This is a genomic window from Streptomyces sp. CA-111067 (assembly GCF_050956065.1).
In the GTDB taxonomy this organism is placed as follows: domain Bacteria; phylum Actinomycetota; class Actinomycetes; order Streptomycetales; family Streptomycetaceae; genus Actinacidiphila.
Genome location: NZ_CP192103.1, coordinates 5,985,910 through 6,009,042, shown reverse-complemented (window position 1 = coordinate 6,009,042; position 23,133 = coordinate 5,985,910). Strand labels below are relative to the sequence as shown.

General features: G+C 73.9%; 18 protein-coding genes. 7 read left to right on the top strand and 11 right to left on the bottom strand.

Annotated elements, in window-relative coordinates; genetic code table 11:
• Window positions 1–45 precede the first annotated feature (45 nt).
• The 3 genes from ACQPW6_RS26580 (at window position 46) to ACQPW6_RS26570 (ending at window position 4,291) form a co-directional block, all read left to right on the top strand.
• Window positions 46–918 (top strand): aldo/keto reductase family oxidoreductase, encoded by an 873-nt coding sequence (locus ACQPW6_RS26580; protein WP_433892196.1) that lies wholly within the window; start codon window positions 46–48, stop codon window positions 916–918.
• A gap of 411 nt (window positions 919–1,329) precedes the next feature.
• Window positions 1,330–3,450 carry a TPM domain-containing protein gene (locus tag ACQPW6_RS26575; RefSeq protein ID WP_433892195.1) on the top strand — a complete coding sequence of 707 codons (2,121 nt, stop codon included), beginning with the start codon at window positions 1,330–1,332 and terminating at the stop codon, window positions 3,448–3,450.
• 124 nt (window positions 3,451–3,574) lie between these two features.
• On the top strand, window positions 3,575–4,291 hold the full coding sequence (locus ACQPW6_RS26570) for a PspA/IM30 family protein (protein ID WP_433892194.1): 717 nt from the start codon (window positions 3,575–3,577) through the stop codon (window positions 4,289–4,291).
• Between the two features lie 43 nt (window positions 4,292–4,334).
• Here the strand turns inward: ACQPW6_RS26570 and ACQPW6_RS26565 are convergent, their stop codons facing one another.
• The 7 genes from ACQPW6_RS26565 to ACQPW6_RS26535 form a co-directional block, all read right to left on the bottom strand.
• Entirely contained in the window at window positions 4,335–6,917 is a 2,583-nt protein-coding gene (locus ACQPW6_RS26565) for a SpoIIE family protein phosphatase (protein WP_433894670.1), read from the bottom strand.
• Window positions 6,918–7,144: 227 nt separating this feature from the next.
• On the bottom strand, window positions 7,145–9,634 hold the full coding sequence (locus ACQPW6_RS26560) for a SpoIIE family protein phosphatase (protein ID WP_433892193.1): 2,490 nt from the start codon (window positions 9,632–9,634) through the stop codon (window positions 7,145–7,147).
• A 665-nt stretch (window positions 9,635–10,299) separates the two neighbouring features.
• Entirely contained in the window at window positions 10,300–10,686 is a 387-nt protein-coding gene (locus ACQPW6_RS26555; protein WP_433892192.1) for a (deoxy)nucleoside triphosphate pyrophosphohydrolase, read from the bottom strand.
• A 13-nt stretch (window positions 10,687–10,699) separates the two neighbouring features.
• On the bottom strand, window positions 10,700–10,882 hold the full coding sequence (locus ACQPW6_RS26550; protein ID WP_433892191.1) for an SPOR domain-containing protein: 183 nt from the start codon (window positions 10,880–10,882) through the stop codon (window positions 10,700–10,702).
• Window positions 10,879–11,331 carry an RpiB/LacA/LacB family sugar-phosphate isomerase gene (locus ACQPW6_RS26545; RefSeq protein WP_433892190.1) on the bottom strand — a complete coding sequence of 151 codons (453 nt, stop codon included), beginning with the start codon at window positions 11,329–11,331 and terminating at the stop codon, window positions 10,879–10,881. The genes ACQPW6_RS26550 and ACQPW6_RS26545 overlap by 4 nt, the downstream gene beginning before the upstream one ends.
• Before the next feature lie 181 nt (window positions 11,332–11,512).
• Window positions 11,513–12,262: a GntR family transcriptional regulator gene (locus tag ACQPW6_RS26540; RefSeq protein ID WP_433892189.1), complete on the bottom strand. Its 750-nt coding sequence runs from the start codon at window positions 12,260–12,262 to the stop codon at window positions 11,513–11,515.
• A gap of 76 nt (window positions 12,263–12,338) precedes the next feature.
• A complete protein-coding gene (locus ACQPW6_RS26535) occupies window positions 12,339–13,439 on the bottom strand; it encodes a DUF4190 domain-containing protein (protein ID WP_433892188.1) in 1,101 nt (366 codons plus the stop codon).
• 102 nt (window positions 13,440–13,541) lie between these two features.
• On the opposite strand from ACQPW6_RS26535, the gene ACQPW6_RS26530 reads away from it, so the two are divergent.
• Both ACQPW6_RS26530 and ACQPW6_RS26525 read left to right on the top strand, forming a co-directional pair.
• Complete coding sequence (locus tag ACQPW6_RS26530; protein ID WP_433892187.1) at window positions 13,542–14,933, top strand: glycoside hydrolase family 18 protein; 1,392 nt, start codon at window positions 13,542–13,544, stop codon at window positions 14,931–14,933.
• A gap of 148 nt (window positions 14,934–15,081) precedes the next feature.
• Complete coding sequence (locus ACQPW6_RS26525; RefSeq protein WP_433892186.1) at window positions 15,082–16,314, top strand: hypothetical protein; 1,233 nt, start codon at window positions 15,082–15,084, stop codon at window positions 16,312–16,314.
• 100 nt (window positions 16,315–16,414) lie between these two features.
• On the opposite strand, the gene ACQPW6_RS26520 is transcribed toward ACQPW6_RS26525, so the two are convergent.
• Entirely contained in the window at window positions 16,415–17,587 is a 1,173-nt protein-coding gene (locus ACQPW6_RS26520) for an FAD-dependent oxidoreductase (RefSeq protein WP_433894669.1), read from the bottom strand.
• A gap of 103 nt (window positions 17,588–17,690) precedes the next feature.
• Between ACQPW6_RS26520 and ACQPW6_RS26515 the strand changes: the two genes are divergently transcribed.
• Window positions 17,691–18,422 (top strand): TetR/AcrR family transcriptional regulator, encoded by a 732-nt coding sequence (locus tag ACQPW6_RS26515; RefSeq protein WP_433892185.1) that lies wholly within the window; start codon window positions 17,691–17,693, stop codon window positions 18,420–18,422.
• A 110-nt stretch (window positions 18,423–18,532) separates the two neighbouring features.
• Here ACQPW6_RS26515 and ACQPW6_RS26510 read toward each other — a convergent pair whose 3' ends face one another.
• Entirely contained in the window at window positions 18,533–19,360 is an 828-nt protein-coding gene (locus tag ACQPW6_RS26510; RefSeq protein WP_433892184.1) for an oxidoreductase, read from the bottom strand.
• A gap of 124 nt (window positions 19,361–19,484) precedes the next feature.
• On the opposite strand from ACQPW6_RS26510, the gene ACQPW6_RS26505 reads away from it, so the two are divergent.
• Window positions 19,485–20,387 carry a LysR family transcriptional regulator gene (locus tag ACQPW6_RS26505; protein ID WP_433892183.1) on the top strand — a complete coding sequence of 301 codons (903 nt, stop codon included), beginning with the start codon at window positions 19,485–19,487 and terminating at the stop codon, window positions 20,385–20,387.
• Between the two features lie 80 nt (window positions 20,388–20,467).
• Here the strand turns inward: ACQPW6_RS26505 and ACQPW6_RS26500 are convergent, their stop codons facing one another.
• Together ACQPW6_RS26500 and ACQPW6_RS26495 are read right to left on the bottom strand one after the other, a co-directional pair.
• Window positions 20,468–22,192, bottom strand: coding sequence for a glycoside hydrolase family 13 protein (locus ACQPW6_RS26500; protein ID WP_433892182.1), 1,725 nt, complete (start codon window positions 22,190–22,192; stop codon window positions 20,468–20,470).
• 40 nt (window positions 22,193–22,232) lie between these two features.
• On the bottom strand, window positions 22,233–23,132 hold the full coding sequence (locus tag ACQPW6_RS26495) for a carbohydrate ABC transporter permease (RefSeq protein ID WP_433892181.1): 900 nt from the start codon (window positions 23,130–23,132) through the stop codon (window positions 22,233–22,235).
• Window position 23,133: the final 1 nt, after the last annotated feature.

Sequence of the window (23,133 nt, the reverse complement as noted above, 5' to 3'; positions counted from 1 at the left end):
CCCAGGGAGGCGGCAGACGCCACCCACGCGACGAAAGGCACAACGATGAGCGCGACCACGGCACCACTTCCCGGCGGCACCTGGACGCTGGGCGACTCGGCCGTCACCCGGTTCGGCTACGGCGCGATGCAACTCGCCGGCCCCTGGGTGATGGGGCCGCCCGCCGACCGGGACGGCGCCGTGGCCGTACTGCGCGAGGCGGTCGCGGCCGGCATCACGCACATCGACACCAGCGACGCCTACGGGCCGCGGGTCACCAACGAGCTGATCCGCGAGGCCCTGCACCCGTACCCCGAATCGCTGTTCATCGCCACGAAGGTGGGGGCGGACCGGGACGCACAAGGCGGCTGGCCCACCGCCCGGCAGCCGGAGGACCTGCGCAAGCAGGTGCACAGCAACCTCAAGGCCCTCGGCGTCGAGACCCTCGACCTGGTCAACATGCGCATGGGCGACGCCGAAGGCACCCACCCCGGTTCGCTCGCCGAGCCGTTCGGGACGCTCGCCGAGCTCCAGCGCGAGGGCCTGATCCGCCACCTCGGGGTCAGCAACGTCACCCCCGAGCAGGTGGCCGAGGCGCGCGGCATCGCCCCGGTCGTCTGCGTCCAGAACATGTACAACCTCGCCCACCGCGCCGACGACGACCTCGTCGACCGGCTTGCGGCCGACGGCATCGCCTACGTGCCGTTCTTCCCGCTGGGCGGCTTCACCCCGCTCCAGACCGACGCCCTCTCCCGCGTCGCGACCCGCCTCGGTGCCCCGCCGATGTCCGTCGCACTGGCCTGGCTGCTCCAGCGCTCCCCGAACATCCTCCTCATCCCCGGCACGTCCTCCCCGGCCCACCTCCACGAGAACATCGCGGGCGCGGGCCTCCCCCTCTCCGAAGAGGATCTGTCCGCCCTGACCACCATCGGCCGCTGACCCCAGCCCCCACCGATCACCCCCGGCGGCCTCAAGCCGCCGACGGACCCGCACCCCCACCGATCACCCCCCGCGGCCTCAAGCCGCCGTCCGGCCCGGGAGGGGACGGACCGGGGTGCCCCCGCAGGATTTCCGACAAACGGCGGCGCACCCGAAAAACAAACCCGCACGGAGGAAATCCGAGGAGGTGCCCCGGGCCGGCACCGACCCCACCCACCAGAAGACCCGCACCTAAGGACGCACCTGCACGGGCGGGCGGGCGGGAAACACCGGAAGGCAACCGGGCCGCACCCGGAAACGAACCGCACCGCCCACCCCCGAAAGCTGTCCGCTCGCGGCCCGAAGCGCTGACGCATAGCCTCCGGAGAACGGACGAACCGGGAGATCCACGACACGAAAGGCGCGACGCGCATGAGGCGAACGGCACGCCATACGCCCCGCGCCTCCGGCGCATTCCGCGCATTCCGCGCGCGGCGCGCGCTCGCCGCGCTCGGTGTGCTCGCCGCGCTCACCGTGAGCGCCGCCGGCACGGCGACCGCCGAGGACCCGGTCACGCTGAACCGGACGGGCCAGGTGACCGACAAGGTCAACGCCGTCGAGACCCGTGAACCCGAGGTCGCCGCCGCCCTGCGGAACCTGGACCAGACCCAGCACCTCCAGCTCTTCGTCGCGTACGTACGCGACTTCTCCGGCCGCGCCCCCCAGGACTGGGCGAACGCGACCGCGTCCAAGAACGGCCTCGGCCGGGACGACCTGCTGCTGGCCGTGGCCACCCACGACCGGCAGTACGCCGTCTCCGTCGACCAGGACGCGGGGCTGACCCAGACCCAGCTGAACGACGTGAACAGCACCGCCGTCGAGCCCGCGCTGCGGCAGAACGACTGGGCGGGCGCGGCGGTCGGCGCCGCGAACGGGTACGACGCCGTGCTCAGCGGCAAAGCGGTGGCCGCGCCGGCGATCACTCCCGGGGTGGCGGACCCGGGCCCCGACAGCACCAGCAACGCCGCGGGCGACCTGTGGATCCCGGTGGCCGCCGTGGCCGCCGCCGGGCTGATCCTGCTGTTCGCCTTCCGGCGGCGCCGCGCCAAGGCCCCGGCCGGGGTGGGCGCGCCGGCGCAGGCGGGTCCGGCCAGGCCGAAGGGCTGGGGCACGCCGCAGCCGACGCCGCTGCCGGAACTCGACGCGCAGGCGAGGCAGCTGCTGGTGGCCACCGACGACGCCGTCCGCACCAGCCAGGAGGACGTCGGGTTCGCCGCCGCCCAGTTCGGCGAGGAGGCCGCGGAGCCGTTCGCCGAGGCCGTCCAGTACGCGCAGGGAGAGCTGACCGCCGCCTTCCGGCTGCGGCAGAAGCTGGACGACGCCTTCCCGGAGGACGACGAGACCCGCCGGCAGATGCTGGACGAGATCCTGTCCCGCTGCACGCAGGCCAACCGGCGGCTGGACGCGGAGTCGGAGTCCTTCGACCGGCTGCGCGCGATGGAGGCCAACGCGCCCGAGGTGCTGGCGCAGGCCGAGGCGACGGCCGCCGCGCTGCCCGACCGGATCGCCGCCGCGGAGAGCGCGCTCACCCCACTGGCGCAGAAGTACGCCGATTCCGCGCTCCAGCCGGTGACCGGGCACCCGGCCGAGGCCCGCGACCGGCTGGAGTTCGCCCGCGGCAGCCTGGAGCAGGCGACCGCGGCGATCGGCACCGACCACGGCCGGGCCGCGGTCTTCGTCAGGGCCGCGGAGGGCGCGCTCGACCAGGCGGCGACGCTGGCCGACTCCGTCACCCGCAGGGCGCAGGAGCTCCAGGAGGCCGACGCCCGGCTGCAGGACGCGCTGGCGGAGTCCGACGCCGACCTCGCCGAGGCCCGCGGCCTGCTCGCGGGCAGCGGCGCCGGCCCCGGCACCGCCGACCTCCAGGGCAGGATCGCCCGCGCCGAGACGGTGCTCACCGACGTACGGACCGAGCTGGCCGGCGGCCGGTACGACCCGATCTCCGGGCTGCGCCGGGTGGAGGAGGCGGACGCGGCCCTGGACGAGACGCTGGCCGGGGCGCGCGAGCAGGAGGTCGGCGAGCGCCGGGCGCGCGGGCTGCTCGACCAGGCGCTGCTCGCGGCCCGCAGCGAGGTGTCGGCGGCCAGGGACGTGATCACCACGCACCGGGGCGCGATCGGCAGCCAGGCCCGTACCCGGCTCACCGAGGCCGAGCGGCTGCTCCAGCAGGCCGACTCGGCGGCGGCCGTGGACGCGGCCCAGGCGCTGGCGCACGCGCGGGACGCCGACCGGCTGGCCCGGGAGGCGCAGCAGCTCGCCCAGCAGGACGTCGGCGGCTACCCGGGCTACGGCGGCCGGCGGTCCGGCGGCGGCATGGGCGGCGCGATGCTCGGCGGCATCATCCTCGGCGGAATCCTGGGCGGCGGCGGCGGACGCGGCGGCTACGGCCGGGGCATGGGCGGGGGCATGGGCGGCGGCGGCTTCGGCCGCGGCCCCGGCAGCTTCGGCGGCGGCCAGACCCGTGGCCGGATGGGCGGCGGCGGACGCTTCTGACGACCCCCCGGGACCAGCCGCGCCGAGCGGAACCCCGTGCCACCCCCCTCGTCCGCCCGCGGGAGCCCCGTCCCGCCCGAATGGCCCAACCAGGACACCCAGCAGCACAAAAGGAGCAGCGCAGATGACCAAGCAGACCATCCTCGGCCGGGTGACCCAGCTCGCCAAGGCGAACATCAACGCACTCCTCGACCAGGCCGAGGACCCGCAGAAGATGATCGACCAGCTGATCAGGGACTACACCAACAACATCAGCGAGGCCGAGGAGGCCGTCGCCACCACCATCGGCAACCTGCGGCTGATGGAGCAGGACCACGCCGAGGACCAGGCCGCCGCCAAGGAGTGGGGCGGCAAGGCGCTCGCGGCCAGCAGGAAGGCCGACGAGCTGCGCACCGCGGGCAACGCGGCCGAGGCGGACCGGTTCGACAACCTGGCCAAGATCGCGCTCGGCCGGCAGCTCCAGTCGGAGAAGGAGGCGGGCACGGCCGAGCCGACGATCGCCTCGCAGACCGAGATCGTGGACAAGCTGAAGACCGGCCTGGACCAGATGAAGGCCAAGCTGGGCGAGCTGAAGTCCAAGCGGGACTCGCTGGTGGCCCGCGCGAAGTCCGCGCAGGCGCAGAACCAGATGATGGACGCGGTCAAGAACATCGACGTGCTCGACCCGACCAGCGAACTGGGCCGGTTCGAGGAGAAGGTGCGCCGCGAGGAGGCCCGGGCCAAGGGCAAGGAGGAGCTGGCCGCGTCCTCGCTCGACGCGCAGTTCGAGTCGCTCGACGCGCTCGGTGACGGCGCCGAGATCGACGCCCGGCTGGCGCAGTTGAAGGCCGGCGCCGCCTGACCGCGAGCACGGGCCGGACACCGGCCGCGGCGCCGTCCGACCCTCAGTACATGCTCAGCAGGTCGTCCACCGACGGCCCGGTCGAGCTGTTGTGCCCGGTGGACTCCCCGCCGGGCAGGGCGAGTTCGAACCAGACCGTCTTGCCCCGGTGGGTGCGCCGGCTGCCCCAGCTCTCGCTGAGCATGGTGACCAGTTGCAGGCCGCGGCCGCCCTCGTCGGTGTCCCGGGCGCGGCGGCGGCGCGGCTGCACCAGCGCGCTGTCCCAGACCTCGCAGACCAGGCTGCGGTCGAGCAGCAGCCGCAGCCTGATGTCGCCGTAGCCGTGCCGCAGCGCGTTGGTGACCAGCTCGCTGACCAGCAGCTCGGTGGTGTCGACCAGGTCGCCGAGGTCCCAGGTGAGCAGCTGCTCGCGGGCCAGTTCGCGGGCGGTGGCGACCGAGGTGGGCTGCGGGCGCAGCGTCCAGTCGCCGACCGACTCGGCGGGCAGGCCGCTGATCCTGGCCATCAGCAGCGCGATGTCGTCCTCGCCGTGCGCGGTGTCCAGGGTGGCCAGGACGTGGTCGCAGACGTCTTCCAGCGGTCGCGGCGGCCCGTCGAGCGAGGCCCGGAACGCGTCCAGGCCCTCGTCGAGCGGCAGGCTGCGGGACTCCACCAGGCCGTCGGTGTACAGGGCGAGCAGCGCGCCCTCGGCGAGCTCGACCTCGATCTCCTCGAACGGCTCGCCGCCGACGCCCAGCGGTACGCCCTTGGGCACTTCGAGCAGCAGCGGTGACTCCCCGGATTCGACCACGACCGGCGGCAGATGGCCGGCGTTGGCGATCGTGCAGCGCCGGGTGACGGGGTCGTAGACCACGTAGACGCAGGTGGCGAGGTAGACCTCGGCCAGGTCGTCGTCGCGCTCCTTGACCCGCCGGGCGCGGCCGGAGGAGGGGGCGCCCAGGCCCCTGGCGACCTCGTCCAACGCGGTGAGCACCTCGGCCGGTTCGAGGTCGAGCATGGCCAGCGTCCGTACGGCGGTGCGCAGTTCGCCCATCGCGACGGCGGCGCGCAGGCCGCGGCCCATCACGTCGCCGACCACCAGCGCGGTGCGGTGGCCCGGGAGTTCGATGACGTCGAACCAGTCGCCGCCGACCTCGGTCTCCATGCTGCCGGGCAGGTACCGGCAGGCGATGTCGAGGCCGGCCGCCTCCGGGTCGTCGGGGGGCAGCAGGCTGCGCTGGAGGATCAGCGCGCGTTCGTGCTCGCGGCGGTAGAGCCGGGCGTTGTCGATGAATATCGCGGCGCGGGCGGCCAGTTCCTCGGCGAGCATCCGGTCGCGCTCGACGAACGGCTCGCTGCCTTTGGCCCGGGAGAACTGCACCAGGCCGAGCACGGTGTCCCGGGCCACCATCGGCACCACCAGCGTGGACTGCACCAGCGCGCCCCCCAGGTCCTGCCCGCCGTTGCCGTCGAGCACCTGGACCTGGGCGGTGCGCAGGGCGCGCGCGCTGGCCGAGCTGAACCGGTAGCGGTGGACGGAGCCCACCGACACCGGTCTCTGCTCCGTGGAGGTGTCGTCGTCATCGCCGGCCATCGACACCGGGGCGTCGGACACGGAGCTGGCGAACGCCACCCGGCGCAGCTCGCCGCTGCCGTCGGTGGTGCCGGCCAGGTCCTCGGCGCCGGACAGCAACGCCTGGTAGAGGTCGACGGAGGCCAGGTCGCAGAAGTGCGGCACGGCGACGCCGAGCAGCTCGCGTGCGGTGGTCTCCAGGTCGAGCGAGGTGCCGATCCGGGCGCCCGCCTCGTTGAGCAGTGCCAGGTTGCGGCGGGCGTGCGCGGCCTCGCGCTCGGCGCGCTGCCTGCCGGTGACGTCCATGGCCAGGCCCGCGACGCCGATCGGCCGGCCGGTGCCGCTGTGCAGCCGGTACAGCGACATCGACCAGCGGCGCCGCTGCGGGTCGCCGGGCACGGTGCCGACCAGCGGCATGTCCAGGACGGGTTCGCCGGTCTCCAGCACCTGGCGCAGCGCGGCGGACAGCCGGTCGGCCTCGACGCGGGACAGGAAGTCGTGCGGGCCGCGGCCGCGGTAGTCCTCGGTGGGTCGGCCGAAGACGGCGGCGAAGCGGTCGTTGACCCGGATCAGCCGCTGCTGGTTGTCGAAGAGCACGAAGCCCATCGGGGACTGCCCGAACACCGCCTGGGAGGCGGCGAGATCGGTCTCGATCTGCCGCAGCGTGGCCACGTCCACCGCGACGCACAGCGCCCCGTGGTCGGCGGGCATCACGTAGACCTCGGCGAGGCCCTGGCCGCCGGCCGCGTCGAGGAACGGCACCAGGCCGGTCCACTCCCGGCCGCTGCCCTGCTCGCCGGAGCCGATGATCTCCGCGAGCCGTTCGTGCGCGCGCACCTGGACGTCGGGCGGGGCGAAGGCGGCCACCGGGTCGCGGCCGATCGCCTTCTCCGCGGGCACCCCGAAGAACTCGGCGGCCCGGTCGCTCCACTGGTCGATCCGGCCCTCGTCGTCGAGCGAGAAGGACGCGACGCGTATGTAGTCGTAGATGGAGCCGGGCGGACTCGACTGCCAGACCGCCGCGTTCGCCGCGTCCGCGTCGTCGCCGGACGGCGATGCCGCCCCGGCTGGCATGTCGCTCACTTGCCCGACCCCTCCAGCTCAGCACACATGGACCGGTTGGAGCCGAGTATTCAGCATGACGACGTTCCAGGACACGGTCTTGTCGATCACAGCATCATCTCGGCTCCCGGCGTACGAGGACCGTGCCCGGGTCACCGCGGTCGCAGCCGTCGCTCCAACCTCTTCGGCATACCCGGCACAGCACGGGTGAACCATTGGCCCGGCAGCCGCGCGGCCGGTCACGGCAGCGCCAGTTCGAACCAGACCGTCTTGCCCTGCGGGCCGTGCCGGGTGCCCCAGCGGCGGGAGGTGCGCGCGACCAGTTGCAGGCCGCGGCCGCCCTCGTCCTCGTCGCCCGCGATCCGCTCCCGCGGCGGGTCGGGCAGCGGGTCGGAGACCTCCACCAGCAGTGAGGAGCCGCGTACCATCCGTACTCCGATCGGGCCGTGCGCATAGCGCAGGGAGTTGGTGACCAGCTCGCTCACCAGCAGTACCGTGACGTCCGTCAACGAGGTCAGCCGCCACTCCTCCAGGGTGTCACGGACCCGGCGGCGCGCCAGCCGGACGACGCCCGCCTCCGCCGGGAACGTCCACTCGGCGGTGGAGCCGGCCGGCAGCCCGCCGAGCCGGGCGATGAGCAGCGCCACGTCGTCGGGTTCGCTGCCCGGCTGCATGGTGGCCAGCAGCTGGTCGCAGGCGTCCTCCAGGGACACCACCCGGTGGCACATGATCTCCCGCAGCCGGTCGATGCCGACCCCGATGTCCTGGCCGCGGGCCTCGACCAGGCCGTCGGTGTAGAGCACCAGCACCGAGCCGTCGGGCACGTCCAGCTCGGTGGTCTCGAACGGGAAGCCGCCGACGCCCAGCGGCACGCCCGGCGGCAGGTCGAGCACCCGGGCCCGGCATGCCTCCGGGTCGTCCTGGTGCTCGACCAGCACCGGCGGCAGGTGCCCGGCCTGGGAGATGACGCAGCGCCGGGTGGAGGGGTCGTAGACGACGTAGACGGCGGTGGCCATCCAGCCCTCGTCCTGGCTCTGCGCGAGGTCGTCGCCGAGCTCGTTGACCCGGCGCAGCAGCTCCTCGGGGGGCATGTCCAGGCCCGCCAGGCTGCGTACCGCCGTCCTGAGCCGGCCCATGGTGGCCGCGGCGCCCAGGCCGTGGCCCATCACGTCGCCGACCACGAAGGCGACCCGGCCGCCGGCCAGCGGGATCACGTCGAACCAGTCGCCGCCGACCTCCGCGGCGCTGCTGCCCGGCACGTACCGGAACGCGACGGCCACCCCGGGCGGGGAGGGCACCGAGTTCGGCAGCAGGCTGCGCTGGAGCATCAGCGCGCCCTCCCGCTCGCGGACGTAGAGCCTGGCGTTGTCCAGCGCGGCGCCGGCCCGGTCGGCCAGCTCGCCGGCCAGCGCGAGGTCGTCCTCGTCGAACGGGTCGCGGGCGGCGGTGCGGCTGATCAGCAGCAGGCCGAGGGCGACGCCGGTGGCCCGGACCGGCACCACCACCATCGAGGTGACGCCCAGTGCGAGGGCGGCCTCGACGTACGGGTCGCCGGGGAAGGTGAGGTCGCGCATCTCCTCCCTGCCGATCAGCCGCGCGTGCCCGGTGACCAGCACGGTGCCGAACACCGAGCGGCGGTCGAAGCCGATCGGGCGGCCACGGCCCCGCATCCGGCCGGAGTCCGGTAGCGAGGGGTTCTCGCCGATGCCGAACTGGCGCATCACGGTGCCGTCGCCGTACGGGGACGTGGGCAGCTCGCCGCCGTCGGCCATGTCGGAGTGCAGGATCACCGCGGAGTAGTCGCAGAAGGCCGGGACGAGGGATTCCGCCAGCGCCTGGGCGCCGCGGCGGACGTCGAGCAGGCCGGCGATCCGCGAGCCGACGTCGTTGAGCAGGGCGAGCCGGCCGCGGGCGCGTTCGGCGCGTTCGGCGGCGTGCACCCGTTCGGTGACGTCCATGACGGTGGCGCTCACGCCGAGCACGTTGCCCGACCGGTCCACCAGCCGGTGGTAGGACACCGAGCGGTACTCGTCGCCGGTCCTGGCCGCCGCGACCATGTCGATCACCGGCTCTCCGGTGGCCAGCACCCGGCGCTGGAGCTCGGTGATCGTGCCGGCCAGGTCGGGGGCCAGGATGTCGTCCACGGTACGGCCGATGTGGTCCGCGGAGGGCATCCCGTTCATCACGGCCAGGGCCTCGTTGAGGCGGACGTAGCGCAGGTCGCGGTCGAAGATGGCCACGCCGAGCGGCGAGGAGTCGAAGAGCGAGTCCAGGGCGGCGAGGTCCTGCTCCAGGGTGCGCAGCCGGCTGGTCTCCACCATGGAGGCGAGGACGAAGGGGCGGCCGTCGCCGTCGACCAGCAGCGAGGCGCGGGTCTCGACGTGGACGGTGTGGCCGTCGCGGTGCCGCAGCGACAGGATCCCGTCCCAGCGGCCGCCGCGCAGCAGCTCCCCGAGGATCGCCTCGGCGAGCCCGGCTTCGGGCGTCCCGCCGGGTGCGTCGGCGGGCGCTCCGAACAGGCCGGCGACCCGGCGGCCGACGATGTGCTCCCCGGCCCATCCGAGGACCTCCTCGGCGAGGGGGCTCCACAGCAGGACGCGGCCTGAGGTGTCGAGCATGACGACGGCGACGCGCAAGGTGTCGAGCAGCGTCCCGGCCCCGGCGGGCTCCCCCTGCCCGGAGAGAGCGCGCCCGGACGCCGCGTCGCCCTGCCCGCCGCTCCGGCTCATCCCGCACCCCCGGCTCTCCCGCCCGGTTCTCACCCGGCCACTAACAGGGATTTGTCCCTTCCTACCCGATATTCCCCCATCCAGTGCCCCCTCGCCTGCGGCGCGCACGCCCAACCGCCCCGGAGGGGCAGCTGCTGCCGTTCCCGGACCGACGCCCGGTGGGCGCTGGTGGCGCAGTTCCCCGCGCCCCTGGTGACGCCGGGGCACATCCCGCCCACCCGGCACGCTCCCGGCCGAGCCGGTCCTTTTCAGGCGCGCGGCGCTGTTTCTGATCCGCGGCTACCGCCACGCGGGCGCGAGCACAGGCCCCGTCAGGGGCGCGAGGCTGTATCTGATCTGCGGCTACCGCCGCGCGGGCGCGAGCACGGGCCCCGTAAGGGGCGCGAGGAACTGCGCGACAAGCCACGACGGTGGCGCGCCTGACCACCGGCCCCAGAGGGGCAGTCTCTGTTGTTGGCCGGCCGCCGGCCGGTGGGGGCGGGTGGCGCAGTTCCCCGCGCCCCTAAAAACCGGCGAAGCCGGGGGCACCCGCGCAGCGGGACGGGACGATGCCCGGGGCACATCGCGCCCACGCGGCGGAGCCGCACATCGGCAACAGCCCCGCGCCCCTGGAAAACCGGGCGAGGCCGGGAGCGGCGGGAGCCGCAAGAAGGGAGCCGGGGCCGCTAGGGCGTGAGGCGGGCGGCGGACCAGAGGGCGGCCGGGCGGTCTTGGGGGAGCCAGTTGACTTCGGGGGTTTGGGCGGGGAGGAGCCAGCGCAGCGCGTCGTGGTCCTGGAGCGGGGCCGGCGTGCCGGAGAGGAGCCGGGCCGTCCACACGTGGAGGACGTACTCCGGCGAGACCGCCCACCCGCCGGGGACCCGTTCGAGCGGCTCGACCAGCACCCCGAGCTCTTCCTTCAGCTCGCGCACGAGCGCGCTCCGCTCGCTCTCCCCGGGCTCCACCTTGCCCCCGGGCAGCTCCCACCGCCCGGCCAGCCGCGCCGGCGCCGTCCGCCGGGCGGCGAGCAGCCGCCCCTCGTGCAGGACCGCCCCGCCGACCACTACCTTCACGTCGTTCTCCCGCTCACGCCTGCACCGCCCGCGGTGCCACCCGCTCGATCACGTACCGCCGCTCCTGCGCCCGGCCCCGCCCGTCGAGCATGCCCGCCACCCGTTCCGCCTCCGCGCGGGTCGCGTACCGGCCGACCCGGTAGCCGTGGCCTCCGGCGTCCTGCCGGATCAGGACCCATATGAGGTCGGACGTCATCGGGCCTGGTCCTCCTCGATCTCGCCCACATGGGCCATGTTCTGCCGGTCGTCGGGTTTCTCGCTCGGCGCCGCGTCGAACCACGCGTCGAGGATCTCGGCGAGCAGCCCGTGCGACAGGGTGCGCAAGGCCAGCGCCAGCGCGTTCGCGTCGGCCCATACGCGCGCCCCGCGCGCCGAGTACGCGTCGGCGCACAGCGCCGCCCGCACCCCGTTGACCTTGTTCGCCGCGATCGACGCGCCCGCTCCCGTCCAGCAGCAGACCACCGCCTGGTCGGCCTCGCCCGCCGCCACCGCGCGGGCCGCGGCCTCGGCGCTCCAGGCCCAGTCGGCCCGGTCGCCGTCACCCAGCGTGCCGAATCCGAGCACCGTATGGCCGCGGAGGCACAGCTCTTCGGTCAGCTGCCGGGCCACCGGCTCATCCATGTCCGAGGAAACGGCGATGCGCATATGCCCGACCCTACGCCCGGACTTCACAGCGCGGGTACGCAATGACACGAAGAGGCACTGATCCGGCCACCTGTTCGACCAGAAGCCGACGCTCCGTCACCCCGCGTCCACCGGCGCCGCCCCGCCGACCCCAAGCCCAGCCGACGCCAAGCCCCGCCGACGCCAGGCCCAGCGGCAGGCGTCAGCGCACCGGCAGGTCGTACACCGCCCGGTACTTCTCCGCCGGGATCACCACGTCGGCGGTCTCCACCGGCCGTCCGGAGGCGTAGTGCGTGCGCCGGATCTCGATCACCATGTGCCCGGGCACCCCGCCGAGCGCCGCGGTCTCCTCCGCGAGCCCGGGACGCGCCCCGACCTCCTCGGTCAGGTGGTCCACCCGTACGTCGATCGCCGCCATCCGGGCGACCACGCCCTGCCCGCCGACCGGCCCCTCCTCGGGCAGCAGCACCGGCGTACGCCCGGTGAGCGCCAGCGGCTCCCACGAGGTGGACAGCAGCGCGGGCTCGCTCTCGGAGCGGAACAGGTAGTGCGTGCGCATCACCTTGTCGCCGGGTTCGATCCGCAGCCGGGCCGCGACGTCCACGGACGCGGTGTCCTGGATGCTGCGCGACTCCCAGGTGCCCTTCACGCCCTCGTCGGCCTGCTCCTGGCGGAACGGGCTCGGCGCGGTCGGCAGGTACCCGCTGCGGATGATCCGCCGCTGCCTGGGCCGTTCTCGCACGTACGTGCCGGAGCCCGACCTGCCCTCCACGAAGCCCTCGGCCATCAGCACCTTGCGCGCTTCGAGCGCGACGGTGTCGGAGACGCCGTACTCGGTACGGATCCGGGCCTGGGAGGGCAGCCGGGCGTGCGGCGGGAGCTGGCCTTCGAGGATCTTCCGCCGCAGGTCGTCGGCGACGCGAAGGTAGGCGGGTTGCTCACCGAAAGGCACGTGCCCCTCCCAGGGGTTGACTGTCTGCGACAGCTTGGCAACCGTCGGTGCCCGATCGCAAGTCATCCCCTGAGCGTCACACTCCGAAGCCGGGGTCCCCGTCGTCGCCCTGGGTGCCCTGGTCCCCCGGATCGGTCGGCACGCCGCTGTCGTCCGGATCGGCGGAGTTGTCCTTCTCCGAGCCGGTCACCTTGCCGTCCTTGGAGCCGAAGAAGCAGATCACCGTGCGCTGGTGCCGCTCCCAGCCGCTCTTGGGCGGCAGGTAGAAGTACAGCCCGGTGCCGGACCGGGGCGACTTGCCGTCCAGGTAGTCGCGGGCGCCGGTGGAGCAGGTGTGCTGCGCGACCGTGGACTCCTCGTCCACACCGGGGAACGGCTCGTCGGGCGTGGAGTCGATCTCGAAGACGTCGAACGCCTCGGCGTCGTGGGCGCGTTCGCAGTCCACCACGTCGACCGAGGTGGAACGGGCGCCGCTCCTGCCGTAGTCGGACAGGCTGTCGCCCACCGTGTTGAAGCACTGCCCGGCGTTGAGGTCGCGGACCTGGGTGTTGCCCTCGTTCATCGCGCCGATCACGGCGAGCGTGACCACCACCGCGAGAAAGATGGTGCCGATGCCGTTCAGCGTCACACCGGCGATGGCCATGCCCCGGCCGCGCTGCCCGTTGCGCTTGATCTGCCGCAGCCCGACGATGCCGAAGATCACGCCGAGAACCGGGACGCAGGTCAGGCCGAGCACCAGCGAGGCGATGGACATCCCGTTGGTGGTCTGCTGCACCGCGAACCAGCCCTGCGGCTGGCCGGGATACGGCGTCATACCGTACGGGGACGGGGCCTGGCCGTCGTACTGCGGCGGCACCTGGCCCGGCACCTGGCCCGCGTAGGGCGGCACGTACGGGCCGGGCGCACCCTGGGCGCCGGGGCCGTAGGGGGACGCCTGCTCGTACGGCTGCTGCTGCCCGTACGGGGACTGGCCCTGGTCGTACGGCGGCTGCTTCTGCTCGTACGGCCCCTGCTGCTGCCCGTACGGCGGCTGCGGGGACGACGGCTGCCCGCCGCTGTACGGCGGCGGGGGCGGCGGAGGCGGCCCTGCGGGCGCGCCGTACGGCGACCCGGCGGGTGCGCCGGGCGGCGGGGCGTCGTCGGGGGACGACGGCGAGGGCGGCGGGGGTATGTCCACCCGGGGAGTTTACGGTCAGCGTGCACATGATGGGACCGGCGGTGGTGCCGGTTGCGTCCCAGCTCTTGACCGGCATTGGTCTAGGCCAATACTTTCACCGCCATGCGTCGAAGAATCCTCGGCCGTATGGCCGCCACCGCCGCCACCCTCTCCCTCGTCGCCGTGCTGCCCGCCGTCACCGGCGGCAGCGCCGCCCAGGCCCATGACGGGCACGGCGGCCACTCCTCCCCCGCCCCCTCCTCCTCCGCCTACCGCAGCGTCGGCTACTTCACCCAGTGGGGCGTCTACGCCCGCAACTACCAGGTCAAGAACGTCCAGACCTCGGGTGCCGCCGCCAAGCTCACCCACCTCAACTACGCCTTCGCCAACATCGGCGCCGACGGCAAGTGCTTCGAGGCCAACGTGCCGGGCGAGGGCGACGCCTGGGCGGACTACCAGCGCCCGCTGGACGCCGCGAGCTCGGTCGACGGCACCGCCGACACCGCCGAGCAGCCGCTGGCCGGCAACTTCAACCAGCTGCGCGAACTCAAGGCCGCCAACCCCAAGTTGAAGGTGCTGATCTCGATCGGCGGCTGGAGCTGGTCCACCCACATCTCCGACGCGGCCAGAACCCCCGCCTCCCGCAAGGCACTTGTCGCCTCCTGCCTGGACATGTTCATCAAGGGCAACCTGCCGCTGCTCGACGGCAAGGGCGGCCCCGGCTCGGCCGCCGGGCTGTTCGACGGCGTGGACATCGACTGGGAGTGGCCGGGCTCGTCCGGTGACGTGGACACCGTCTACCGGCCCGAGGACAAGAAGAACTTCACCGCGCTGGCCGCCGAGTTCCGCAGCCAGCTCGACGCGTACGGCCGGCACACCCACAAGCACTACGACCTCAGCGCGTTCCTGCCAGCCGCGCCGGCCAAGATCGACGCCGGGTTCGAGGCCAACAAGATCTTCCGCTACCTCGACTTCGGCACTGTGCAGGGCTACGACTTCCACGGCCCGTACGAGGCGACCACCAACCAGCAGTCGGCGCTCAAGGCGCCGCGCAGCTCGCCGGTGCCCAACGACTTCAGCGACACCCAGGCGGTCGGCGACTGGCTGCGGCGCGGGGCACCGGCGAAGCAGCTGGTGCTCGGCATCCCGTTCTACGGGCAGGGCTGGACCGGCGTCCCCGACGGCGGAACGGCCGGCCTCTTCCAGCCCTCCACCGGCCCGGCGCCCGCCACCTGGCAGGCCGGCAACGAGGACTACCACGCGCTCAAGGTGCTTGCGCAGTCCGGCACTTACGCCGTGCACCGGGACACGCGCGACGGCTTCGCCTGGCTGTACGACGGCACCAACTTCTGGACCTACGACGACCCGCAGGTGGTGTCGGCCAAGACCGACTACATCCGGCAGCAGCACCTGGGCGGCGCCATGATGTGGTCGCTCGACGGTGACACCTCCGACGGCGAGCTGATCGCGGCCGTGCACCAGGGCCTCGCTCCACCGCACCACGGTCACCGCTGATTCCCAGCCTGTGATCCCCGCCCGACACCCCTACCGCCGCCCGGCGTTGACCACGCCGGGCGGCGGCCCGGGGCCCGGGTCCTCAGGCGCGGGCCCCGGGGCTACGATCGCCCGGGGCGAACGCCCCTGGTCTTGGGGGGAGTCGGGGATGGGGATCTTTTCCGGGCGCAGGCGCGCGGCACGCCGCACGGGATTCGACCGGCCGGGTCCTGCGCGGGTCGCCGCGGTCGACTACGAGGTGGAGCAGGCCCGGCGGCTGATCGCCGAGGGGCGGCCGACGGAGGCCGAACAGCAGCTCGTCGCCCTGCTGTTGGACCGCCAGGCAGCACTGTCCGGCGACGACCCGCGGCTGTACGACACCCGGCTCGCGTACGCCGCCGCTGTCCTCGGCCTCGGCCGCCGCGACGAGGCCGCGGCCATGTTCGACGCCACCGTGGACGAGTGCTCGGGGCGCTTCGGCGCCGGGCATCCGCAGACGCTGCTCGCCATCGTGCGGCGGGCGGAGGGGCGCGCCGTCGCCGGCCGGCCGGAGGAGGCGGCGGCCGACACGCAGGCCGTGCTCGCGGAGTGCGCCGGCGGCACGTACGCCGGGCACACCGTTGCCCTGGTGCGGACGATGGCCCGGCAGGTGAACGCGGTCGCGGTCGGCCAGGCGGGCCGGCACCGCGAGGCGCTGGCGGCGTACGACGCGATGCTGCCGGATCTGGCGCGGCAGTGGGGCGCCGAGAGCGCGGCCGTACTGGTCTGCCGGGCCAACCGGGTGCAGCAGCTCGCCGTGCTCGGGCAGTTCAGGGAGGCCGAGGGCGAGGCGCTGGCGCTGCTCGCGACGGCCGGGCGGCTGGCCGACACGGGCGCCGCCGCGGACGCGCTGACCCTGTCGGCCGCCGCGGCCAACGGACTCGCCTTCACCCTGACCGAGTCGGGCCGCGCGGGCGAGGCGGAGCTCGAACTGCGGGCGCCGCTGGCGCGGATGGAGCGGCGGGAGGGACAGGGCGGCCAGTTCGTCAGCGCGTTGCGGCTCAACCTGGTCAACTCGCTGAACGCGCAAGGGCGTTTCGACGAGGCGCTGGCCGAGGCGGAGCTGCTCCCCGCGGACGACCCCCGCCAGGTCGGCGGCCCCGCGCTGGCCCGCGCGGAGGCGCTGCACGGGCTCGGCCGCACGGAAGAGGCCGAACGGGCGGCGGAAGAGGCGCTGTCGAAGTGCGCCGCGGCCTACTCCCCCGTCCACTCCCGGGTGTTGCGCGCCCGTACGCTGCTGGCCACGATCCAGACCTCCCCCGCAGACCTCGCCTCCGCCGCCGCCGACTGGCACACCCACTTCGGCCCCACCCACCCCCGCACGCTCGCGGCCCAGGCGGCAGCGGACGCCCTGACGGATTGAGACCGGCCGGGGCCCGGCCTGCTTCACCGGGCACGCCGGCCCCGGCGCACCGCCCGACCAGGCGCGGCGATCCGCCGGGACTCAGTCGCCGGGCCGCCGCTCAACGGGTCTGCTCGGCCCCGGTGAACATGTCGATCAGGCTCTGCGGCGCGGCCGGCCCGTACATCCGGTCGTACAGCAGGACGGCCTCCTCGGCCTCCTCGGCGCTGCGCGGGAACATCGCCTGCTCGTACTCGGCGAGTGCCGCCTCCGGGTCGCCCGGGTGGGCGGCGATGGACCGGGCGAGTTCCGCGCCGTCGAACATCGCCAGGTTGGCGCCCTCGCCCGAGGGGATCATCAGGTGGGCGGCGTCGCCGACCAGCGTCACGCCCGGTACCCGGTCCCACCGGTGCCCGTTCGGCAGCGCGTGCAGCGGGCGCAGCACCGGCGGGGTCTCGCCGTCGGTGATCAGCGCGGTGAGCTCCGGCGCCCAGCCGTCGAACTCCCGGGCGACCAGCGCGGTGGCCGCGGCCGGGTCGGTGAAGTCGGCACCGGCGAACCATTCCTGCGGCTTGCTGAGCGCCACGTAGGTGTGCAGGGTGCCGCCGCTCTCCCGGTGCGCCTGGATGCCCTTGCCGGGCAGCAGCGAGAACATCCCGCCGCCGCCGACCGCCTTCGCGGCCGCCGGATGCCGGGTGTCGGCGTCGTACAGGTACGTCTCGACGTACGAGGTGCCGACGTACGCGGGCACGGCGTCCGACAGCAGCGGCCTGACCTTCGACCAGGCGCCGTCCGCGCCGACCAGCAGGCCGGTGGTCACGGCGGGCCCCTCGGCGAACGTCAGCTCGTGCCGCCCGCCGCCGAGCGGCCGGACGCCGGTGAGCTTGCGGCCCCACTGGACCGTCCCTTCGGGCAGCGAGTCGAGCAGGATCCGCCGCAGGTCGCCGCGCAGCACCTCGGGACGGCCGCCGGTGCCGTCGTCGGCCTCCTCGTACAGCACCGAGCCGTCCGGGGCGAGCGCCCGCAGGGCCTCGCCGCCCTCGTGGATCGCCGCGCGGAACTCCTCGGTGAGGCCGGCCGCGGCGAGCGCGGCCTGCCCGTTGTGCTCGTGCATGTCGAGCTGGCCGCCCTGCGTGCGGGCCCGCTCGGAGGGCTCAGCCTCGTAGACGGTCGCGGGGATGTGGTGGACGTGCAGGACGCGGGCCAGCGTGAGGCCGCCGAGTCCGGCGCCGATGATCGTGACGTGGGTGTCCGTGGCGGAGGTGTCCGTGGCGGGAGTGGCCGTGGCGGTTATGGCGGGCTCCTTCGGTCGTGCGCGGGGATCGCGGCGGTGTCGCTATGGAACGTCGTTCCATCCCCATGTTGGAACAACGTTCCAGTCATGTCAAAATAGCGGCATGACACCGCGCACAGGCCGGCCGCAGCGCCGTACGGACGCGCTCTCCCGGGAGCGGATCATCGAGGCCGCCGTCGGGCTGCTGGACACCGCGGGCGAGGGCGGGCTGACGTTCCGGGCGCTGAGCGAGCGGCTGGCCACCGGACCGGGGGCGATCTACTGGCACGTGGCGAACAAGGACGAGCTGCTGCGGGCCGCGACGGACGCGGTCGTCGCCGCCGCGCTGGCCGTCCCGCCCGACAGCACACCGGGCGCACCGGGCCCAGCGGGCTCCGCCGACTCGCCGCGCGACGAGATACGCACGGTCGCGCTCGGCCTGTTCGACGCGATCGACGCGCACCCGTGGCTCGCCACCCAGCTCCCGGCGCAGCTCTCCCGCGACCCCTGGGGCCCGGTGGCACCGCGGATCTACGAGAGCATCGGCCGCCGCGTGCGCGCGCTGGGCGTGCCCGAGGCCGGCTGGTTCCACGCGACCTCGGTCCTGGTGCACTACATCCTCGGCGCCGCCGGGCAGAACGCCGCGAACGCGGCGAGCGCCCGGGATCTCGGGCCCGGCGTGGACCGCGCCGCGTTCCTCGGCACCGTGTCCGCTGCCTGGCGGGAGCTCGACCCCGACGCGTACCCGTTCACCCGGGCGCTCGCGGAGCAGATCCGCGACCACGACGACCACGAGCAGTTCCTCGCCGGCATCGACCTCGTCCTGGCCGGCATCACGGCACACCCCGCCCGGTAAAGCTCCAAAGGGGCGCGAGGAACTGCGCGGCCGGCCCATGACGGCCGGCACACGGCAGACGGACCGGAAGCCCCACGGCGGCGCCGATCCCCCAAGCCCAGCGGCAGCGGCTACGCGTCGAAGGCCGTGGCGCGGGTCCGCTTCTCCCAGGTGGCGACCTGGTCCCGCACCTGGTCGAGGTGGGCCTGCACCGCGCTCACCCCGTCCTCGCCGAGCGGCAGGTGCAGCGGGGTGTCCTCGGCGGCGAGCGCCTCGATGATCAGCGCGGCGGCCTTCGCCGGGTCGCCGGCCTGGGCGCCGTCGCCGGCCGCGATCATCTCCCGGGTGGCGCCCACCGTGCCCTGGTAGTCGGGCAGTTCCTCGCTGATGCTGCCGTTGGTCATCAACGACGTGCGGAACGAACCCGGTTCGACGATCAGCGTCTTGATTCCCAGCGGCCCGACCTCGCCGGCCAGCGCCTCCGTCATGCCCTCCAGCGCGAACTTCGTACCGCTGTAGGCGGAGAAGCCGGCGAACGACATCTGGCCGCCCATGCTGCTCATCTGCACGATCGCCCCCGAGCGGCGGGCCCGCATGCCCGGCAGCACCGCGCGGACCAGCGCGGCGGGACCGAAGACGTGCACGTCGAACAGCGCCCGCAGCTCCTCGTCGGTGGTCTCCTCGAAGGCGCCGACGTGGGTGCGCCCGGCGTTGTTGACCAGGACGTCGATCCGGCCGTGCCGGGCGACCACATCGCTCACCGCCGTGCCGATCGCGTCGATGTCGGTGACGTCCAGGCGCAGCGGCTCCACCTGGTCGGGGTGCGCGGCGACCAGCTCGTCCAGGGTGTCCACCCGGCGGGCCGCGGCGACCACCACGTCCCCGGCGGCGATCGCCGCCTCCGAGATCGCCCGGCCGAAGCCGCTGTTCGCACCGGTGACCAGCCAGACCTTGTTCATGGTGATACTCCCGAGTTCGTCAGCGCGCCTGCTGTCCGCCGGCGCCGGCCGCGTTCCGCGACTGGGTACAGCCTGCGCGATCCGGAACTTGTCGGTCCAAGACCTTTGGTGATAACCGAAGGGCATGAACGTTCACGGCCGCGATCTGCGGTACTTCGTCGCGGTGGCCGAGGAGTTGCACTTCACCCGGGCCGCCGAGCGGCTGTTCGTGTCGCAGCCCGCGCTCAGCAAGCAGATCAGGATGCTGGAACGGCAGTTGGGCACGCCGCTGTTCGCCCGCGAGCCGCAGGGCGTCACGCTGACCGCGCCCGGCGAGGCGCTGCTGCCGCACGCGCGGGCCGTGCTCGCCGCCTGGGACGAGGGGTGGCGGGCGGTGCAGGAGGCGACGGCGGCGCAGGCAGCCACGCTGGTGGTGGGGATGAGCACCAGCCCGGGGCGCGGCGGGCTGCTGCCGGCGATCCGGTCCCGGTTCACCGCGGCGATGCCGGACGCGGTGCTGCGGCTGCGGCAGGTGGGCTGGCAGGACCCGACGGCCGGGCTCGCCGACGGCGGCAGCGACGTCGCCTTCGTCTGGCTGCCGCTGCCCGACCAGCGGCGGTACGAGTACGTGGTGGTCGCCGAGGAGCCGCGGCTCGTCGCGATGCCGGACGGCCACCGGCTGGCCGGCCGCGAGTCGGTGGAGTTCGCCGAGCTGCTGGACGAGCCGTTCCTCGCGCTGCCGGAGGCGGCCGGGCCGCTGCGGGACTACTGGCTGGCCACCGACGCCAGGGGCGGCCGGCCGGCGCGGATCGGCGCGGAGGTGGCGAGCACCGAGGAGACGTACGAGGCGCTGGTCGCGGGCCTCGGCGTGGTGCTGCTCGCGACCGGCAACGCCCCGCTGATCACGCTGGGCGGGGTCACCACCCGCCCGGTCACCGGCATCTCGCCGAGCCGCTTCGCCCTGGCCTGGCCCGCGCCGACCGCCTCGACGCGCCCGGGCCCGCTGGTCCGCGCGTACGTGGAGGCCTGCCGCCGGGCGACCCGCTGAGGCGGGTGGACGGCGGTCAGACCGCGCACCTCCGGGACCGGGGGCGGCGCCGCCGACCGGCGGCCCCGCCCACGGGCCGCTCAGGCCCGCAGCCACACCGCCGTGTCGCCGGGCAGCCGGCGGCCCTCCAGCGCGTCGCTCGACGCCAGCACCTCGCCCCACTCCTCGGGCAGCGCCACCGCCTCCGTGCCGAAGGCGACCACGCAGGTCACGTCCCCGCGGCGGAAGGCGAGCACGTCGGGGCGGTCCTCGACGGGCAGCCAGCTGACCGTCTCGTCGGCGCCGCTGAACGCCTCGCGGCGGACTCGCAGCGCGTGCCGGTACATCGAGAGCGTCGAGTCCGCGTCGTCGTTCTGCTCGGCGACCGCGTACTTGGCGAACCAGTCGGGCTGCGGCAGCCAGGGCGCCGCGGTCGGCTCGGCGGGGCCGGAGAAGCCGAAGTCGCCGCTCCTGGTGGTCCACGGCAGCGGCACCCGGGAGCCGTCCCGGCCCGGGTCGTGGTGCTCGGAGCGGAACCAGGTCGGGTCCTGCCGGGCCTCGTCGGGCAGGTCGAGCACCTCGGGCAGCCCCAACTCCTCGCCCTGGTACAGGTATTGCGTGCCGGGCAGCGCGAGCAGCAGCAGCCCGGCGGCGCGCGCCCTGCGCTCCCCGAGGTCGGTGTCGACCTCGCCGCGCGGGCGGGTCAACCGGGTCTGGAGGTCCACCGACTCGTGCGGGGTCTCGGGCCGGACGATGCCGTAGCGGGTCGCGGCCCGGTGCACGTCGTGGTTCGCCAGCGTCCAGGTGATCGCCGCGCCGGTGGCGCCGATCTCGGTGAACGCCCGGTCGATGGAGTCGCGGAAGCCCGCCGCGTCCCAGGGCTGCATCAACAGGTCGAAGAAGAAGGCCTGTTGCAGCTCGTCGGGGCGCAGGTACCGGGCCAGGTCGGTGACCGTCGGCACCCAGATCTCGCCGACGAACGTCAACTCCCGGTCCGGGGCGTAGGAGGCGGCGATCCGCCGCCAGCGCCGGTAGACCTCGTGCACGTCCGGCTGGTTCCAGGCGTACGGGTTGTAGTGGGCGGTGTCCCAGTCCGGCAGGTCGGCGTGCTTGTACAGGCCGTGGGCGACGTCGATGCGGAAGCCGTCGACCCCGCGGTCGAACCAGAACCGCAGCACGTCGTCGAACATCTGCTGCACCTGCTCGTTGCGCCAGTCGAAGTCCGGCTGGCCGGCGTCGAACAGGTGCAGGTACCACTCCCCCGGCGTGCCGTCCGGGTCAGGGACCCGGGTCCAGGCCGGGCCGCCGAAGACCGACGGCCAGTTGTTCGGCGGCAGTTCGCCGTTCTCACCGCGGCCGGGGCGGAAGATGAACCGGGCCCGCTCCGCCGATCCGGGCGCCGCCGCCAGCGCCTCCCGGAACCACGGGTGCGCGCTGGAGCAGTGGTTGGGCACCAGGTCCATCAGCACCCGCAGGCCGCGGCCGTGCGCGTCGGCGACCAGGTCGTCCAGCGTGGCGAGGTCGCCGTAGGCCGGCTCGACGTCGGTGTAGTCGGCCACGTCGTACCCGTGGTCGGCCTGGGGTGACGGGTAGCAGGGGTTGAGCCACAGGCCGTCCACCCCGAGGCCGGCCAGGTAGTCCAGCCGGGACCGCAGGCCGGCGAGGTCGCCTATGCCGTCGCCGTCGGAGTCGGCGAACGACCGCAGGTAGACCTGGTAGATCACGGCGTCCCGCCACCAGGGCCGGGCGCCGGGTGCCGCCGCGCCGGAATCGGCGGACGCGGCGGACGTCTCGGTGGTCGTGGCGGGCGTGGAGTCCTGAGGCACGGTGGAGCTGCTTCCTGTCGTAACGGTGGTGCGGGCTGGGCTACTTGACGGCGCCCGCGGTCAGGCCGGTGACGATCCGGCGCTGGAAGAGCAGCACCAGGATGACCAGCGGCACGGTGACCACCGCGCCGGCCGCCATCACGGCGGTGTACGGCTCCTGGTGCGGCTGCGCGCCGGTGAAGTTGGCGATCGCCACGGTCACCGGCTGCACCGCGGACTTGCCGTTCGACATCAGGCTGGACAGCAGGTACTCGTTCCACGACGAGATGAACACCAGGATCGCGGTGGTGAACAGACCCGGCGCGGCCAGCGGCAGGATGATCAGCCGGAACGCCTGGCCCTGCGTGCAGCCGTCGATCCGCGCGGCCTGCTCAAGCTCCCACGGCATCTCCGCGAAGAAGCTGGTCAGGATCCACACGGTGAGCGGCAGCGCGAAGGAGATGTCCGGCAGGATCAGCGCCTGGTAGGTGCCCAGCCAGTGGATGTTGGTGAACAGCTGGAACAGCGGGGTCACCAGCGCCACACCGGGGAACATCGCGGCGGCCAGCACCGTGCCGAGCACCAGGAACTTGCCGCGGAAGTGCAGCCGGGCCAGCGCGTAGGCGGCGAAGGTGCCGACCACCATGGCGATCGCGGTGGTCGCCACCCCGATGAACAGGCTGTTGAACAGCGCCCGCCCGAAGTGGTTGCCGCGGCCGGTGTCGAACGCGGTACGGAAGTTGTCCAGCGTGACGTGCGTCGGCCACGGGGTGGTGTCGAAGGTGTAGCCGACGTCCCGGAAGGCGGTGACGACCATCCAGTAGAACGGCGCCAGGCACCACAGGGCGATGACGGCCACGCCGATGTAGAGGCCGACCCTGCGCCCGATCCGGCCGGGCGGGCGGGAGTTGACGACCGGGGCGTCCGAACTGCCCGTGCTGGTGGCTGTGGTGGTCGCCATG

Coding starts and splice junctions, on each gene's coding strand:
- ACQPW6_RS26580 (WP_433892196.1), top strand. CDS start 46: ATGAGCGCGACCACGGCACCACTTCCCGGCGGCACCTGGACGCTGGGC.
- ACQPW6_RS26575 (WP_433892195.1), top strand. CDS start 1,330: ATGAGGCGAACGGCACGCCATACGCCCCGCGCCTCCGGCGCATTCCGC.
- ACQPW6_RS26570 (WP_433892194.1), top strand. CDS start 3,575: ATGACCAAGCAGACCATCCTCGGCCGGGTGACCCAGCTCGCCAAGGCG.
- ACQPW6_RS26565 (WP_433894670.1), bottom strand. CDS start 6,917: ATGCCAGCCGGGGCGGCATCGCCGTCCGGCGACGACGCGGACGCGGCG.
- ACQPW6_RS26560 (WP_433892193.1), bottom strand. CDS start 9,634: ATGAGCCGGAGCGGCGGGCAGGGCGACGCGGCGTCCGGGCGCGCTCTC.
- ACQPW6_RS26550 (WP_433892191.1), bottom strand. CDS start 10,882: ATGACGTCCGACCTCATATGGGTCCTGATCCGGCAGGACGCCGGAGGC.
- ACQPW6_RS26545 (WP_433892190.1), bottom strand. CDS start 11,331: ATGCGCATCGCCGTTTCCTCGGACATGGATGAGCCGGTGGCCCGGCAG.
- ACQPW6_RS26530 (WP_433892187.1), top strand. CDS start 13,542: ATGCGTCGAAGAATCCTCGGCCGTATGGCCGCCACCGCCGCCACCCTC.
- ACQPW6_RS26525 (WP_433892186.1), top strand. CDS start 15,082: ATGGGGATCTTTTCCGGGCGCAGGCGCGCGGCACGCCGCACGGGATTC.
- ACQPW6_RS26515 (WP_433892185.1), top strand. CDS start 17,691: ATGACACCGCGCACAGGCCGGCCGCAGCGCCGTACGGACGCGCTCTCC.
- ACQPW6_RS26510 (WP_433892184.1), bottom strand. CDS start 19,360: ATGAACAAGGTCTGGCTGGTCACCGGTGCGAACAGCGGCTTCGGCCGG.
- ACQPW6_RS26505 (WP_433892183.1), top strand. CDS start 19,485: ATGAACGTTCACGGCCGCGATCTGCGGTACTTCGTCGCGGTGGCCGAG.
- ACQPW6_RS26495 (WP_433892181.1), bottom strand. CDS start 23,132: ATGGCGACCACCACAGCCACCAGCACGGGCAGTTCGGACGCCCCGGTC.